Annotated in this window: 17 protein-coding genes; 1 reads left to right on the top strand and 16 read right to left on the bottom strand. The window is 42.5% G+C overall.

What is annotated here, in order from left to right; translation table 11 throughout:
- Positions 1-13: 13 nt before the first annotated feature.
- The 13 genes from hisS to murJ form a co-directional block, all read right to left on the bottom strand.
- On the bottom strand, positions 14-1267 hold the full coding sequence (gene hisS / locus ACYRYY_RS01580; protein WP_460213737.1) for a histidine--tRNA ligase: 1254 nt from the start codon (positions 1265-1267) through the stop codon (positions 14-16).
- A 113-nt stretch (positions 1268-1380) separates the two neighbouring features.
- Positions 1381-2076 carry a cytidylate kinase-like family protein gene (locus tag ACYRYY_RS01585; RefSeq protein WP_460213738.1) on the bottom strand — a complete coding sequence of 232 codons (696 nt, stop codon included), beginning with the start codon at positions 2074-2076 and terminating at the stop codon, positions 1381-1383.
- Positions 2067-2570, bottom strand: coding sequence for a 2-amino-4-hydroxy-6-hydroxymethyldihydropteridine diphosphokinase (gene folK, locus ACYRYY_RS01590; protein WP_460213739.1), 504 nt, complete (start codon positions 2568-2570; stop codon positions 2067-2069). Before folK ends, ACYRYY_RS01585 begins: the two co-directional genes overlap by 10 nt.
- The gene (locus ACYRYY_RS01595) at positions 2530-3252 is read right to left on the bottom strand and encodes a lysophospholipid acyltransferase family protein (RefSeq protein ID WP_460213740.1); all 723 of its coding nucleotides are present in this window, start codon (positions 3250-3252) and stop codon (positions 2530-2532) included. The genes folK and ACYRYY_RS01595 overlap by 41 nt, the downstream gene beginning before the upstream one ends.
- Entirely contained in the window at positions 3249-4616 is a 1368-nt protein-coding gene (locus ACYRYY_RS01600) for a dihydrolipoyl dehydrogenase family protein (protein ID WP_460213741.1), read from the bottom strand. Before ACYRYY_RS01600 ends, ACYRYY_RS01595 begins: the two co-directional genes overlap by 4 nt.
- A gap of 6 nt (positions 4617-4622) precedes the next feature.
- The gene (ahcY, locus tag ACYRYY_RS01605; RefSeq protein WP_460213742.1) at positions 4623-6032 is read right to left on the bottom strand and encodes an adenosylhomocysteinase; all 1410 of its coding nucleotides are present in this window, start codon (positions 6030-6032) and stop codon (positions 4623-4625) included.
- An 83-nt stretch (positions 6033-6115) separates the two neighbouring features.
- Positions 6116-7258 (bottom strand): methionine adenosyltransferase, encoded by a 1143-nt coding sequence (gene metK / locus ACYRYY_RS01610; RefSeq protein ID WP_460216445.1) that lies wholly within the window; start codon positions 7256-7258, stop codon positions 6116-6118.
- Between the two features lie 16 nt (positions 7259-7274).
- Entirely contained in the window at positions 7275-7511 is a 237-nt protein-coding gene (locus ACYRYY_RS01615; RefSeq protein WP_460213743.1) for a DUF465 domain-containing protein, read from the bottom strand.
- The gene (gene rimI, locus ACYRYY_RS01620) at positions 7492-7947 is read right to left on the bottom strand and encodes a ribosomal protein S18-alanine N-acetyltransferase (protein WP_460213744.1); all 456 of its coding nucleotides are present in this window, start codon (positions 7945-7947) and stop codon (positions 7492-7494) included. The genes ACYRYY_RS01615 and rimI overlap by 20 nt, the downstream gene beginning before the upstream one ends.
- Complete coding sequence (gene tsaB, locus ACYRYY_RS01625) at positions 7922-8515, bottom strand: tRNA (adenosine(37)-N6)-threonylcarbamoyltransferase complex dimerization subunit type 1 TsaB (protein WP_460213745.1); 594 nt, start codon at positions 8513-8515, stop codon at positions 7922-7924. The genes rimI and tsaB overlap by 26 nt, the downstream gene beginning before the upstream one ends.
- 75 nt (positions 8516-8590) lie before the next feature.
- Positions 8591-9220: an MBL fold metallo-hydrolase gene (locus ACYRYY_RS01630; RefSeq protein WP_460213746.1), complete on the bottom strand. Its 630-nt coding sequence runs from the start codon at positions 9218-9220 to the stop codon at positions 8591-8593.
- A 30-nt stretch (positions 9221-9250) separates the two neighbouring features.
- A complete protein-coding gene (dtd, locus tag ACYRYY_RS01635) occupies positions 9251-9703 on the bottom strand; it encodes a D-aminoacyl-tRNA deacylase (RefSeq protein WP_460213747.1) in 453 nt (150 codons plus the stop codon).
- Positions 9700-11175 (bottom strand): murein biosynthesis integral membrane protein MurJ, encoded by a 1476-nt coding sequence (gene murJ, locus ACYRYY_RS01640; RefSeq protein WP_460213748.1) that lies wholly within the window; start codon positions 11173-11175, stop codon positions 9700-9702. Before murJ ends, dtd begins: the two co-directional genes overlap by 4 nt.
- A gap of 142 nt (positions 11176-11317) precedes the next feature.
- On the opposite strand from murJ, the gene ACYRYY_RS01645 reads away from it, so the two are divergent.
- Complete coding sequence (locus ACYRYY_RS01645; protein WP_128466539.1) at positions 11318-11602, top strand: integration host factor subunit beta; 285 nt, start codon at positions 11318-11320, stop codon at positions 11600-11602.
- Positions 11603-11733: 131 nt separating this feature from the next.
- Here the strand turns inward: ACYRYY_RS01645 and ACYRYY_RS01650 are convergent, their stop codons facing one another.
- The 3 genes from ACYRYY_RS01650 to fliS all read right to left on the bottom strand — a co-directional run bounded on the left by ACYRYY_RS01650 (position 11734) and on the right by fliS (position 12918).
- Positions 11734-12072, bottom strand: a complete 339-nt coding sequence (locus ACYRYY_RS01650; RefSeq protein ID WP_460213749.1) for a hypothetical protein — start codon at positions 12070-12072, stop codon at positions 11734-11736.
- 93 nt (positions 12073-12165) lie between these two features.
- On the bottom strand, positions 12166-12495 hold the full coding sequence (locus ACYRYY_RS01655; RefSeq protein WP_460213750.1) for a hypothetical protein: 330 nt from the start codon (positions 12493-12495) through the stop codon (positions 12166-12168).
- Positions 12496-12498: 3 nt separating this feature from the next.
- Positions 12499-12918: a flagellar export chaperone FliS gene (gene fliS, locus ACYRYY_RS01660; protein WP_460213751.1), complete on the bottom strand. Its 420-nt coding sequence runs from the start codon at positions 12916-12918 to the stop codon at positions 12499-12501.
- Positions 12919-12925 lie beyond the last annotated feature (7 nt).

The raw sequence follows: 12925 nt of genomic DNA on the forward strand, positions 1-12925 counted from the left end.
GTGGTCCTCCTGCTTACAGTTTATTTTGGATATATTCGACAACTTCATCGAGCTTAACAGAGGTCTGCTCACCAGTTTCCATATTTTTAACGGAAACCTCGCCTCTGTCCATTTCTTCATCCCCCAGTATCAGGGTGAAGCGCGCGCCGGATGAATCCGCCGATTTAATCTGCTTTTTCATGGCACGGAAAGCGTAATCAATCTCAGCTATAATCGACCTTTCTCTGAAATTCTTTACCAGTTCCGCACATTTTACATCCGAAACATCCTTGAAGGCTATGATGAAAACATCCGCCCCTTTGTCTTTGATATTGTCCTTCTGCATGGCAAGAGCCACCAGACGGTCAATTCCCAAAGCGAAGCCTATTCCGGGCACTTCAGGTCCGCCGAGAAGCTTTATAAGTCCGTCATACCTTCCGCCTGCGCCCACGGCATTCTGCGAGCCGAGATGATTTGTGACCATCTCAAAGGCGGTGCGGACATAATAATCCAGCCCTCTGACCATCATCTTATTTATATTATACTCCACACCAAAGGCTGTGAGGTATTTTTTTACATCCGAAAAATGATTTTCACATTCATTACAGAGATAATCAAGCATAACAGGAGCATTTTTTGTCACTGCTCTGCACGATTCCACTTTGCAGTCAAGAATACGCATAGGGTTTTTGCCCAGTCTGCGTTTGCAGTCTTCACAAAGACTTTCCTTATGCTCCTCAAAGTATGCAACGAGGGTTTTATAATACGCAGGTCTGCACTCAGGACAGCCTATGGAGTTTATCTCCATTGTAACCATATCACCTATGCCTGCTTTATCTGCAAGGGTACGGAGCAGATATATCACTTCCGCATCAGCGGCTGCGCCTTCAGCGCCGAATACCTCTATTCCTGCCTGATAAAACTGACGGAAACGCCCTTTCTGCGGACGTTCCCTTCTGAACATGGGTCCGATGTAGTAATATTTTTTGACTGAAGGAGGGTTGTAGAGCTTGTTTTCAACATAGGCACGCACCAGAGAAGCAGTCCCTTCAGGGCGGAGCGCCACCATTGTGTCGTCTCTGTCCTTAAAGGCAAACATCTCTTTTTCGACTATGTCTGTTGTATCGCCTATTCCACGATGAAAAACATCGGCTCGTTCAAGCACAGGAAGAATAAATTCCCTGAAGTTGAATGTATGAAAAGTTTCCTTGAAAATTCTTTCTATTCTTTCCCAATACACGGCTTCTTCGCCGTATATGTCTCTGAATCCTTTGACTCTGCTGAACAAAACAACCTCCGCATAAGAATACAGGTATATTCCAAATCACGCAGACAGTCAATGATTTTAAGCTTGACAGTAAAGGCTTTCCGGCTGTGTTGCCGGTAATTTTAAAACACGTATCAGAACTTCAGAAAGGATTTCGCAGAGGCAATTATCATATCAGCCAGCTGCTCATTTGATGACTTACTCAGGTTAAAAACGGCATGATACAGACTAATATCGTCAATATCCTTTTTATAATAATGTCTTATATAACTTTTCTTATGTTTTTCTATAGCTTTTATCTGCTCAGATGCCGCAGCCTCTTCAAGGCTCTCTTTATCCATCAGCCAATTAACTCGGCTTTCAAAAGGTGCAGTAAGTCTCAGATGCAGGCAGTTAGGTTCATCCTCAAGAATACACTGGCTGCCCCGCCCCATGATTACACAGTTGGTATCCGAAGCAAGATTCTTTATAATAAGCTCCACCATTGAGCTGAACTTTTTACTGTCGAAAACAGGCTCCTGATCAGCATAGGTATCAAAGAACGACAGTGTTTCGTCGTTTTTGATCATGTCATTTACCTTATCGATTTTTTCATCTTTAAATACATTTGAGAACAGATCAGCATCAAAATAGCTGGACATAAATGAACGGAAATTTGAGTGATGTTCTTCGTCAAATTTATTAACCTTCTCCTCATCAGTATCAGTGAGAATGGCTATATATTTAATAAGTTCCTTATGAAAAAACTTGAACCCCAGTTTTTCCGCAATTTTTTCCGCAACGTACTCGCCGCCGCACCCGAACTGTCTTGAAACTGTAATCACCGCCATGGTAACTCTCCGTTTAATGTGATGTCGAGATCGTCTTTAAGTTCATTGATAAGAGTATCTATACTTTTAAGGCTTAACGGGTGAATGTAACCGGCATCCACATCCCTCAGCGGATAAAGAACAAAGCTGCGGTTTGTCATCTCTCTGTGAGGAATAACGAGATTCTCTGAATCGTACGATTCTTTGTTGTAGTCGATAATATCTATATCTATCAGTCTGCTCTGCCATCTTGCAGATTTTTCTCTGCCAAGCTTTTTTTCTGCCTCTTTAACAAAAGAAAGAAGCTCATCAGGAGTAAGCTCCGTTGTGCCTGAACAGCAGATGTTGCAGTAATCCGCCTGTCCGTCCCTAAGCAGAGATGCAGTGGAGTAGACAGACGATACTTTCTCTATACAGGCAGCCGGAGTCATGGCATCAAGAGCATCAACTAAGTTCTGCTCCCTGTCGCCAATGTTACTCCCCAGTGCTAAGATTATCCTTTTGACCGAGTTCATTCAGCATCACACCACGCACATGTTCAAGGAGTTCTTTATCCTTCATACCGCCGGGATTCATTGGTTCAAGAAATTTTAAATGGACTTTTTTAAAGGGATAAACTCTGAAACCATGTTTAGGAACAGCGTCAGATGTCCCCCTTATTATAAAAGGAGCAATCCTGTTGCCTGTTCTTCCCGCCAAAACAAAAGCACCCCGTTTAAAGCTGCCCAGTCTGCCGTCTGAGGATCTGGTTCCTTCGGGAAAAAGCAGAACCGAAAAGCCTTCGCTGATTTTTTTTGCCGCATTAAGCAAACTTTTCAAACCATCTTTATGATCGCCTCTTTCGATTGGGATCATACCTATTTTTTTGAGGGCAAAGCCGAAAAAAGGAATTTTGAACAGCTCCTTTTTAGCCATAAAAAGAAACTGTCTTTCAGAGAACACATGAAGCAGAACGAAAATATCCGCATAGCTTAAATGGTTGCCCATAAAGACATAATGAGAGTTTTTATCAAGTTTCTCCAATCCTTCGGTGCTGACACTGATACCGAGAAACAGAAGGAGCATTTTTGCCCATATCCGGCTCATAAGCTTATAAGGGTGCTTTGAAAAGAATATGGACGGTATCCCAATGATAACAAGCACAGCGGTAAGAAGTGCCAGATATATCCAGAAAAGGATACTGTAAACAGCTATCACTGTTTCACCTTGCTTGCTATATCATTAAGCACTTCCGCATATGTGGGATGATTGAAAACATAGTCGGAGATCTTATCTATGGTGATGCCGGACTGTATCAGAAGCGAAAACATTGAGCATATCTGCCCTGCACCGTCTCCGATTACATGGCATCCGAGGATTTTTCTGGAGTCTTTGTCGTAAACAACTTTCATATACCCTTTCTGGGCGCCGCTGATAAGGGTTTTTTCAAGGTCTGTAATGTTGTATTTTATACACGCATATTCGCCTTCGCTGTCTTTGAGTTCATCTTCAGTTGATCCGACTTTGGCTATCTCAGGATCAAGATAAAGCACTCTGGGCATCGTTTCCCAAGGTTTTGCTGTTTTGTTGCCGATTATGGCATCCGCAGCTATTTCAGAAGTGGTGTAAGCCCAGCTTACAAGCATGTTTCCGCCTGACGCATCACCCGCAGCGTAAACATTGGGGTTTGTCGTACGCATCTTTTTAGTGAGCTTCAGGTTTCCGTTTTCATCAAGTTTAATGCCTGCTTTATCCAAATCAAGGCAGCAGATGTTGGACTTCCTGCCTACAGCTACAAAAACTTCCTCAGTTTCAAGCTTAACGCCGCCGGAAAGGAAAAGGATATATTTGTTCCCAACCTTTTCCGCTTTATCAACCTTTGTATTTTTGAGGATTTCTATGCCGCTTTTCTTAAATTTTTCTTCCAGTTTTTTGACAACCTGCTGATCCATATCACGGAGTATTTCATCTTTTGTCTCAATAATAGTTACAGCAGAGCCCAGTCTTCTGAAAATAGTGGCAAATTCACACCCCACAAAGCCGCCGCCGAGGATGGTGATCTTGGAAGGCACTTTCTCAAGCTCACTGATGCTTGATACAGTAAGAAGTTTTACAGAAGAGCTTAAACCGGGGTTAATGTCAGACGAACCGGTGGCAATGATGCAGAAATCAAACTTGATCTCCACATCACCATCCACACTTGTGACTGTCATGGAATTTTCAGAAGCAAATTTACCAAATCCGTAAACAAACTGAATGTCAAGGTTTTCAATATCTTCATTGAGAGCCTTGCGTATTCTGGTCACGGACTGCTCTGTTAGTTTCCTTGATTTTTTAAAGTCAAAATTAACGGATGAGCATTCATCTCCGCTTACCAGAGACGACATTTTCTCCGAACAGCTAGCAAATATTTTGCTCTGATACAGGAGTGAGTTAGAAATAACACTACCGGAACGGCAGTAGTTGCCGCCTATCTCCCTGTCAACAATAGTTACACGAAATCCCTGCGTTGCCAGAAGCTTTGCGGCATTGAGTCCCGCAGGACCCGCACCCAGTATAAGAACGTTTTTATTATTTTCCATTATACCTTAATACCTGTAGTGACCCGGCTTATAAGGACCCTCTACAGGCACGCCTATATAGTCTGCCTGTTCTTTTGTAAGAGTTGTGAGCTTAACGCCGATCTTCTCAAGGTGGAGCCTGGCAACTTCTTCGTCAAGGACTTTCGGAAGCATATATACACCAGGTTTGTATTGTTCTCTGTTCTCCCAGAGATCAAGCTGGGCAAGGGTCTGATTTGCGAATGAGTTTGACATTACAAATGAGGGATGTCCCATAGCGCAGCCGAGGTTCACAAGCCTTCCTTCTGCCAGAAGGAATATTTCATGTCCGTCAGGGAATGTATATTTATCTACCTGAGGTTTAATGTTCAGTCTCTTAATTCCTTTATAGTTTTCAAGCTTTTCAACCTGAATTTCGTTATCAAAGTGACCGATGTTGCAGATAATAGCCTGATCTTTCATTTTTTCCATATGCTCAATGCGGATAATATCCCTGTTGCCGGTAGTGGTAACATAGATATCTGCTCTGCCGAGAGTAGCCTCGACAGTGGTAACTTCATAACCTTCCATAGCAGCCTGAAGAGCGCATATAGGGTCAATTTCAGTTACAATAACCCTTGCGCCCTGCCCTCTGAGGGATTGCGCAGAGCCCTTGCCCACATCACCATAGCCGCATACCACGGCAACTTTGCCGGCGATCATCACATCGGTTGCACGCTTAATTCCGTCAATAAGAGATTCACGGCAGCCGTAAAGATTGTCGAATTTGGATTTTGTTACAGAGTCATTCACATTTATCGCAGGAACAAGCAGCTCGCCCTTTTCAAGCATTTGATAGAGGCGGTGAACACCGGTTGTTGTTTCTTCGGAAACACCTTTCCAGTCTGCAACAGTTCTTGCCCAACGGGTTGAATCTTCCTTAAATATATTTTTAAGCAGCCCGAAAAGCTGTTTTTCATCTTCAGTATCTACCTGTTTATCAAAAAATGAAGGCTCTTTTTCACCCTTATAACCAAGGTGGATCATAAGAGTGGCATCTCCGCCGTCATCAACAATGAGTTCAGGACCTTTTCCACCGGGAAATCTCAGCGCCTTATCAGTACACCACCAGTATTCCTCAAGGGTTTCACCTTTCCATGCAAAAACAGGAACACCCGCAGCCGCTATTGCCGCAGCAGCATGATCCTGTGTGGAAAAGATATTGCAGCTGCACCAGCGGACATCAGCTCCGAGAGCAACAAGAGTTTCTATCAGAACTGCAGTTTGAACTGTCATGTGGAGAGAGCCCATAATTCTCACGTTTTTCAATGGTTTGGATGCAGCATACTTTTCTCTGACAGCCATGAGACCGGGCATTTCATGCTCCGCAATCTGGATCTCTTTTCTACCGAACTCGGCGAGGGAAATATCCCTGATTTTATAATCGCTAAAACTCATTTTTACCTCTTAAAATACACGGCAGGAATGCCATAAAAGAAAAAACGGACTTTCCTTCTCAGAAAGTCCGCAAACATTTGCTGTTAGCCTATGATTTTCTTAAGTTCATCAACTTTGTCAGTCTTTTCCCATGAAAATTCGCTTCTGCCGAAATGACCGTAAGCGGCTGTTTTTCTGAAAATTGGTTTTCTTAAGTCAAGGGATTCCATGATGCCTTTGGGAGTGAGATCAAACACTGCCTTAACCGCTTTTTCTATTTCACATTCAGGCACTGTTGAAGTTCCGAAGGTATTTACGTTCACAGAAACAGGCTCTGCTACACCGATTGCGTAAGCAAGCTGAATTTCGCATCTTTTAGCAAATCCGCCGGCTACTATGTTTTTCGCAACCCATCTTGCAGCGTACGCGGCACTTCTGTCCACTTTGGACGGATCCTTACCGCTGAATGCACCGCCGCCGTGTCTTCCTGCACCGCCGTATGTATCTACTATAATCTTCCTTCCGGTAAGACCGCAGTCACCCATCGGACCGCCTATTACAAATCTTCCGGTAGGGTTGATATGATATTTTATGTGTTCTTCATCAAGAAGATCCGCAGGGATAACAGGTCTGATTACTTTTTCTATAATATCTTCTCTCAGGTCTTGCAGTTTTATTTCATTTGAATGCTGGGAAGATATAACCACAGTATCAACTCTTACAGGGTTGTAGCCGTCATATTCTATTGTAACCTGAGATTTTCCGTCCGGTCTGAGGTAGGGAAGAACTTCGTTTTTACGAACTTTTGAAAGCTGCATAGTAAGTTTGTGGGCAAGCATGATGGGAAGAGGCATAAGCTCCTCGGTTTCATCGCATGCGAAACCGAACATAAGCCCCTGATCTCCGGCACCGCCAGTGTCAACGCCCATTGCGATATCCGGAGACTGCTTGTCTATAGTGGAGATAACTCCGCAGGTTTCGTAGTCAAAGCCGTATTTGGCTCTTGTATACCCTATGTCTTTAACTGTTTCTCTGACCACTCCGGGAATATCCACATAGGTTCTTGTGGTGACTTCTCCGGCAACTATAACAAGCCCTGTCGTAACCATGGTTTCGCAGGCAACCCTGCTCATTGGATCGTCAGTGAGCATGGCGTCAAGAATGGCATCGGAAATCTGGTCTGCTATCTTATCAGGGTGTCCTTCCGTAACTGACTCGGAAGTAAACACATATTTCTTTTGATCCATCATTACCCTCTGTATTTCAGTTTGAAGAGTTTCGCTTGGCGTACTCCACAGCGATCCTCTCCATTTTGTCTTTTCCGATAAGTTTCTGCTTTTTAATTTCTTTTATTTTCGCTTCCACTTCTGGGGGATAATATTTCAGGCTGAGGAGAGCTTCCAGATCCTGTTCCATCCTCACATGCTCATTAAAAAGTTCTCTGAACTCCGGGCTATCATTCTTAATGCTCTCAATAAGTTCAGTATTGCTTTTCAACATTTCTCACCTCGTTATTAATGTCGAGCTTCATTATGTAGGCGTCGCAGCCCTGACCGTAATAGTCTTTTATATAACCGACTTTCTCAAAGCCGAAAGATTCATATAAACCAACAGCAGAAGTATTATCCACTGCCGCTTCAAGGAACATAACCGAAGCTCTGCGTGCCGATCTCACCGCTTCCGCCAGCAGAAGCTTTCCATAGCCTTTTCCTCTGTGTTTGGGAGAAATAGCTATGTCAGCAAGCTCAGATTCGTCCAAAACTGTGTATATAACAAAATATCCGCAGATTTCCCCTTCTTCTTCAAGAAGTTTAAAAACACTGCATTTTCGAGTTATCTCCGTTTCAAAGTCCGCCTTGGACCACGGTCTCTTAAATGATTCTCTTTCAATTTCTGTCACGGAGTCAAGATCATCCGCAAGCACGTCTCTGATCAAAGTTTATTTCCGCCTCGGATTTCCTGAAATACAAAGGCTCGTAGCCGCATCCGAATTTAGTAAAGTATTTATGTTTTACAGCATGAGTCAGGTTAAGACTGCTTTTCTGCTCACGGTTTACAATATGAGTTATGGAATCTTCATTTTCCGCCGTCACGGTCTCATAATCTGAAAATACCATATTTTTAAAGTCATAGCTTTTTTTTACATAACTTTTCATTCTCAGCTTTGCCCATACATCCAACTGCTCACTCCCGCAGACAAGAGCATAAGCATCCATAGATGAAATCCCTTTAAGTTTTTTCCCAAGAGATGAGGCAAGCCCAAGCATAGTCGAAACGCCTATCCTTATGCCCGTGAACGAACCGGGTCCGGTTACTGTATAAAAATGTTCAATTTCATTGAGTGAGGTTCCCGAAGTTTCCAGGAGGAAATCAACGGTTTTAAGAAGATTCTCATTAATATTAGATTTCATTTTCACTCCGGTTTCAGCCAAAACAGCCCCGCAGGAAGAACCCAGCGAGGCAAAAAGCATATCACCTGAAGTGTCTACGATTAATGTATTCATTATTAAAGCATAGTACCATATTTAATGCGGAAGTCAATAACCGAGGGACGCTGCCGGAGTATAGAAATCATCCTCTTATATCTTTCTCAAATACGGATTATTCTTTTTCTCCCAGCCTATTGTGCTGAATTCTTCATGTCCGGGGTGAACTGTCACCGCATCATCAAGAGTAAGCAGTTTTTCAGCAATGCCGTTTATCAGTTCAAGGTGGTTGGCATATGGAAAATCGCTGCGTCCTATCCCTTCGCAGAAGAGCGTATCGCCTGTTATCACAGCATTGATCGGCTCGATAAAATAACAAACTCCGCCGGGGGTGTGCCCGGGAGTATGGAGAACTTTGATTTTTCCGCCGCCGAACTCGATTTCATCCCCGTCTTTAACATATCCGTCCGCAGCAGGCACAGGTGCAGGTTCTGCGCCGAATAGAGAAGCATGGCTTTTGGACTGTCCGAGAAGGAATTCATCATCTTTATGTATATAAAATGGTATACCGTATTTTTCTTTCAACTCGCTCACTGCGCCGATATGATCAAAATGCCCGTGGGTATTAAGAATCATCTTTAGCTTAAGGTTTTCGGATTCTATCTTATCTATAATAAGATCTGCATCTCCGCCCGGATCAAAAACAATCAGGTTTCCGTCATCATCAGATAAGAAAAAACAATTTACAAAAAGGGGGCGAACCACCATATGATCAAGCTTCATCTAAAATACCTTCCTCATAATATTGCCCATTCAGGGCTGCCTTTTCTCTAAGATTATAGTCACAGGACCGTCATTAACAAGCCCCACTTCCATTTCCGCACGAAAAATGCCTGTACCAACCTTTTCTGAACCAAGTTCCTCACGGCATATATCAGCAAACTTTTCGTAATATTTCTCAGCAAGTTCCGGCTCAAGAGCGTTGCCGAAATCCGGTCTCAGACCCTTCCGGCAGTCCGCAGCGAGGGTAAACTGACTTACCACTATTACGCTTCCGCCTGTATCTTTTACAGAAAGACTCATCTTTCCGTTATCATCCTCAAATATTCTTAAGGCACATGCTTTTTTGGCAAGAAAGCTGATGTAATCCTCCTGATCGCCCTTCTCTGCCCCAAAAAGAATCAGAAGCCCATCTTTTATTTCCGCAACAGAATCACCATTAACACGTACGAAAGCGGAGCTGACCCTCTGTATGCAAAGCTTCATCTAAGCACCTTTCTTAAATTCACTCCGGTTATTTTGAGAGCAGCAAAATAAAGCACAGCCGCTGCGGCTATATTTATAAGCAGATGAACCCCTGCTGCGGAAAGCCCCACAGCACAAAAGCCCATAAGCGAACAGGCAAAAATAATCTTAGCTATGAGAAAGGCATTGCCCCTGAAGTTAAACCTGTATTCACGCAGTCTGGAATAAAGATAAAACGAATTAGCCGAAGCAGATATACCTGACGCAAGGGCTATGCCCGCATGCCCGAACGGCTTAATAAGAATCAGGTTTGATACTGCATACACACAAAGCCCGATAAAAGCACCTTTTACCGGAGTACGCATATCCTTTTCGGAGAAAAACACTTTGGCAAGCAGTCCAACGTATGAGAAAAAGATCATTCCCACACTGAACATCACAAGAGCCTGAGCTGTATTATAAACATCCACTCCGGTAAACTGATTGCGGGCATATATAAAAGAGGTGATTTCATCCGCCAGAAGCACAAGCCCCAGTGTTGCAGGCATTATTATTACAAAAATTGCAATAAAAGCCTTATCTATAAGCGTATTTCTGTAAGAAAAGTTTCCGGCGGAGTTTGCTTTGCTTATCTCTGTCAGTGAAACAGCACCAACCGCTATTGAAAAAACGCCTAAAGGAAGCTGGAAAATTCTATCCGCATAATATAAATAAGAGATGCTGCCCGCAGCAAGGAAAGAGGCAATTATTCTGCCGAGGGTAAAATAAAGCTGATTTATCCCCAGCCCGGCGAGGGAAGGAACCAGAAGGCGGAATGTTTTTTTAACATCAGGGTGCATTCCCTCCCATCGGAAGCGGAAACCTTTTATAAACGAGTACGTAAATATATATAAAAGCTGTAGCGCTCCGCCCAGAATTACCCCGTAACAAAGCCAAAGAATATCTCCGCCGAATTTATAACCGGCAAAAGCACCTGCAATCATTGATATATTAAGCAAAGCAGTGGACGAATACGGCACATAGTATGAATCGTGCAAATACAGGTAGCCTGTGAACAACCCGCAGATAGTTATAAAAATAAGGTAAGGCATAACCAAACGAAGCATCTGACCCGCTGCGACCAGAATTTCCTGTGAACCCTGATATCCCGGCATGAAAAGAAATATTATCTGCTTCGGAAAAAGAGAAATAAGAAGAACAATGGATGAAACAATCAGAAGAAGCACAATAAACATACTTGTCATATAAGAATATGCTTTTTTTCTGTCTCTCGTGAGGTTATCGCTCAGAAAAGGGATAAAGGCTGATGTAAGAGCCCCCTCGGCGAAAAATGCCCTGAAAAGATTGGGTATGGCATAGGCAACAAAGAAAGCATCAGTCAAAGCGTTGGCTCCGAAAAATGCCGCCACTGCTATGTCTCTGATAAGTCCGAAGATGCGGCTGGTAAATATCCCGAAGGATGACTTCATTACGCTTTTTAGGAAAACCGACACAAAATCCGCCTATGTTTAAATGATAAATTGAAATAATTGCATAAATATTTGCCCAATTAGACTTTACACTTTATAAGGCATTGGATATAATATTGTAAATTAAAAAATTCCATCAAGACACCCTAATAAGGGGAGGTTGCAAATGACAAAGTCTGAGCTTATCGAAATTATCTCTGCCGAGAACACTAACCTTACTAAAAAGCAGGTTGAATTTATCGTCAACGGCGTGTTTTCTTCAATCAAAGATGCTCTCCGCAACGATGACAAGGTGGAAATAAGAGGCTTCGGGAGCTTCAAAATCAGAGAGAAAAATTCTAAAATGGGAAGAAACCCCAAAACCGGAGACAAAGTGGATGTGCCTTCTAAAAAAGTGCCCTACTTTAAACCCGGCAAGGAGATTAAAGAGCTTCTCATTAAGATGAACTGAGAAAGTTTTCTTAATCCTCTTTTCAAACTTTTTGTGCTGAATTACTCCGCAGGCGGTGAAAGCCGCCTGCGTTTTGGGTGCTATTGTCTTTTAACGGATAAAACCCAAAAAAAATCGGCATTTTCTGAAAATCAGCCTTTTCTGTCCACACCCATGCGGGAAACTTTTTTCCCGTAGTATTTTTGTTTTATACTTAAATTAGAGTTAAGGTTCATTATTTCCTTAAATATCCCTGTTTTGTTTTGTTTCAGTTTGATTTCAAGTTCTTTATGCTTTTCTTCGACCTTTTGAATTGAAGGATTGTTCAGCCTTTCATTTTCGTTCATAGCTCCCACTATCTGAACAAACTGGGCAAAATAGCTTTTATAGCGTTCAAAAAGTTTCAGAATCGTTTCATCTGCTTCTGCAGCAATAAGCTTATCTGCGAGTTCAGTTACCTGTCCGGCTATGATTTCAGCATCGCATTTCATGATAATTCACACTTAAACCTTTGATAAAATTGTTAAATTGAAAAGACGTTTTATGATACAGAGGAAATGAGAGCGGAATAATATGCTTTACCGTTATTCAAAAGGATAAAAGCCCAAGACAGCATCAGCGTTTGCTTTTTTATGAGCCAGAATTGACTCTTCACCATTTGCGGCAAATTTATTTTTGAGCATTGAGACAATATCGCGAGCGTCACTTTCTGTGCGTACAGAACCGATAACAGCAAGCTTATTTTCATTGCGTATCTCAATGATATCAGCAATGCTGCTCTCTTTGTTCTGTTGAGAAACGGGCGCAGAAGCGGAAGAAGAGCTTTTCGCTGTCTGCACAGACTGAGATTTCCTCTTATCCGCCTCAAGAAGTCTTTCACGCAAATTGACAATGCTGTTATCCGCGTTGATCACATATCACCCTGCAAAATTTATTGACTTAGAAGCCGCCTCGACAGTTGAACCTGTTTTTTCTTCCTGTTCTACAACGCCTTTCCATGCTTCCCTTAACTCAGACATAATGGAGATAACTGACTCCACTTTTGTTTTGTCCTTATTTTTGTTAGCCTCAATAAGAGACCAGATCATAAAGTCGTAAAGCCTGAGAAGATTCTGTGAAATCTCACCGATATCCATATTCAGGGAAGACATAAGCTCATAGATTATGTTTTGTGCTTTCATTATGTTGTTATGCGCTTCAGGAATTTTACCTTCCTCAATAGCGATAACAGAAAGGCGCATAAATTTTATAGCACCATCGTATAATAAAAGCACTAACTTTCCTTTTGTAGCTCCCTCAACTTCCTGTCTGATATAATTTTGATACGGTTTTGTCACCAGATCA

The sequence above is a fragment of the Geovibrio sp. ADMFC3 genome (assembly GCF_054687035.1).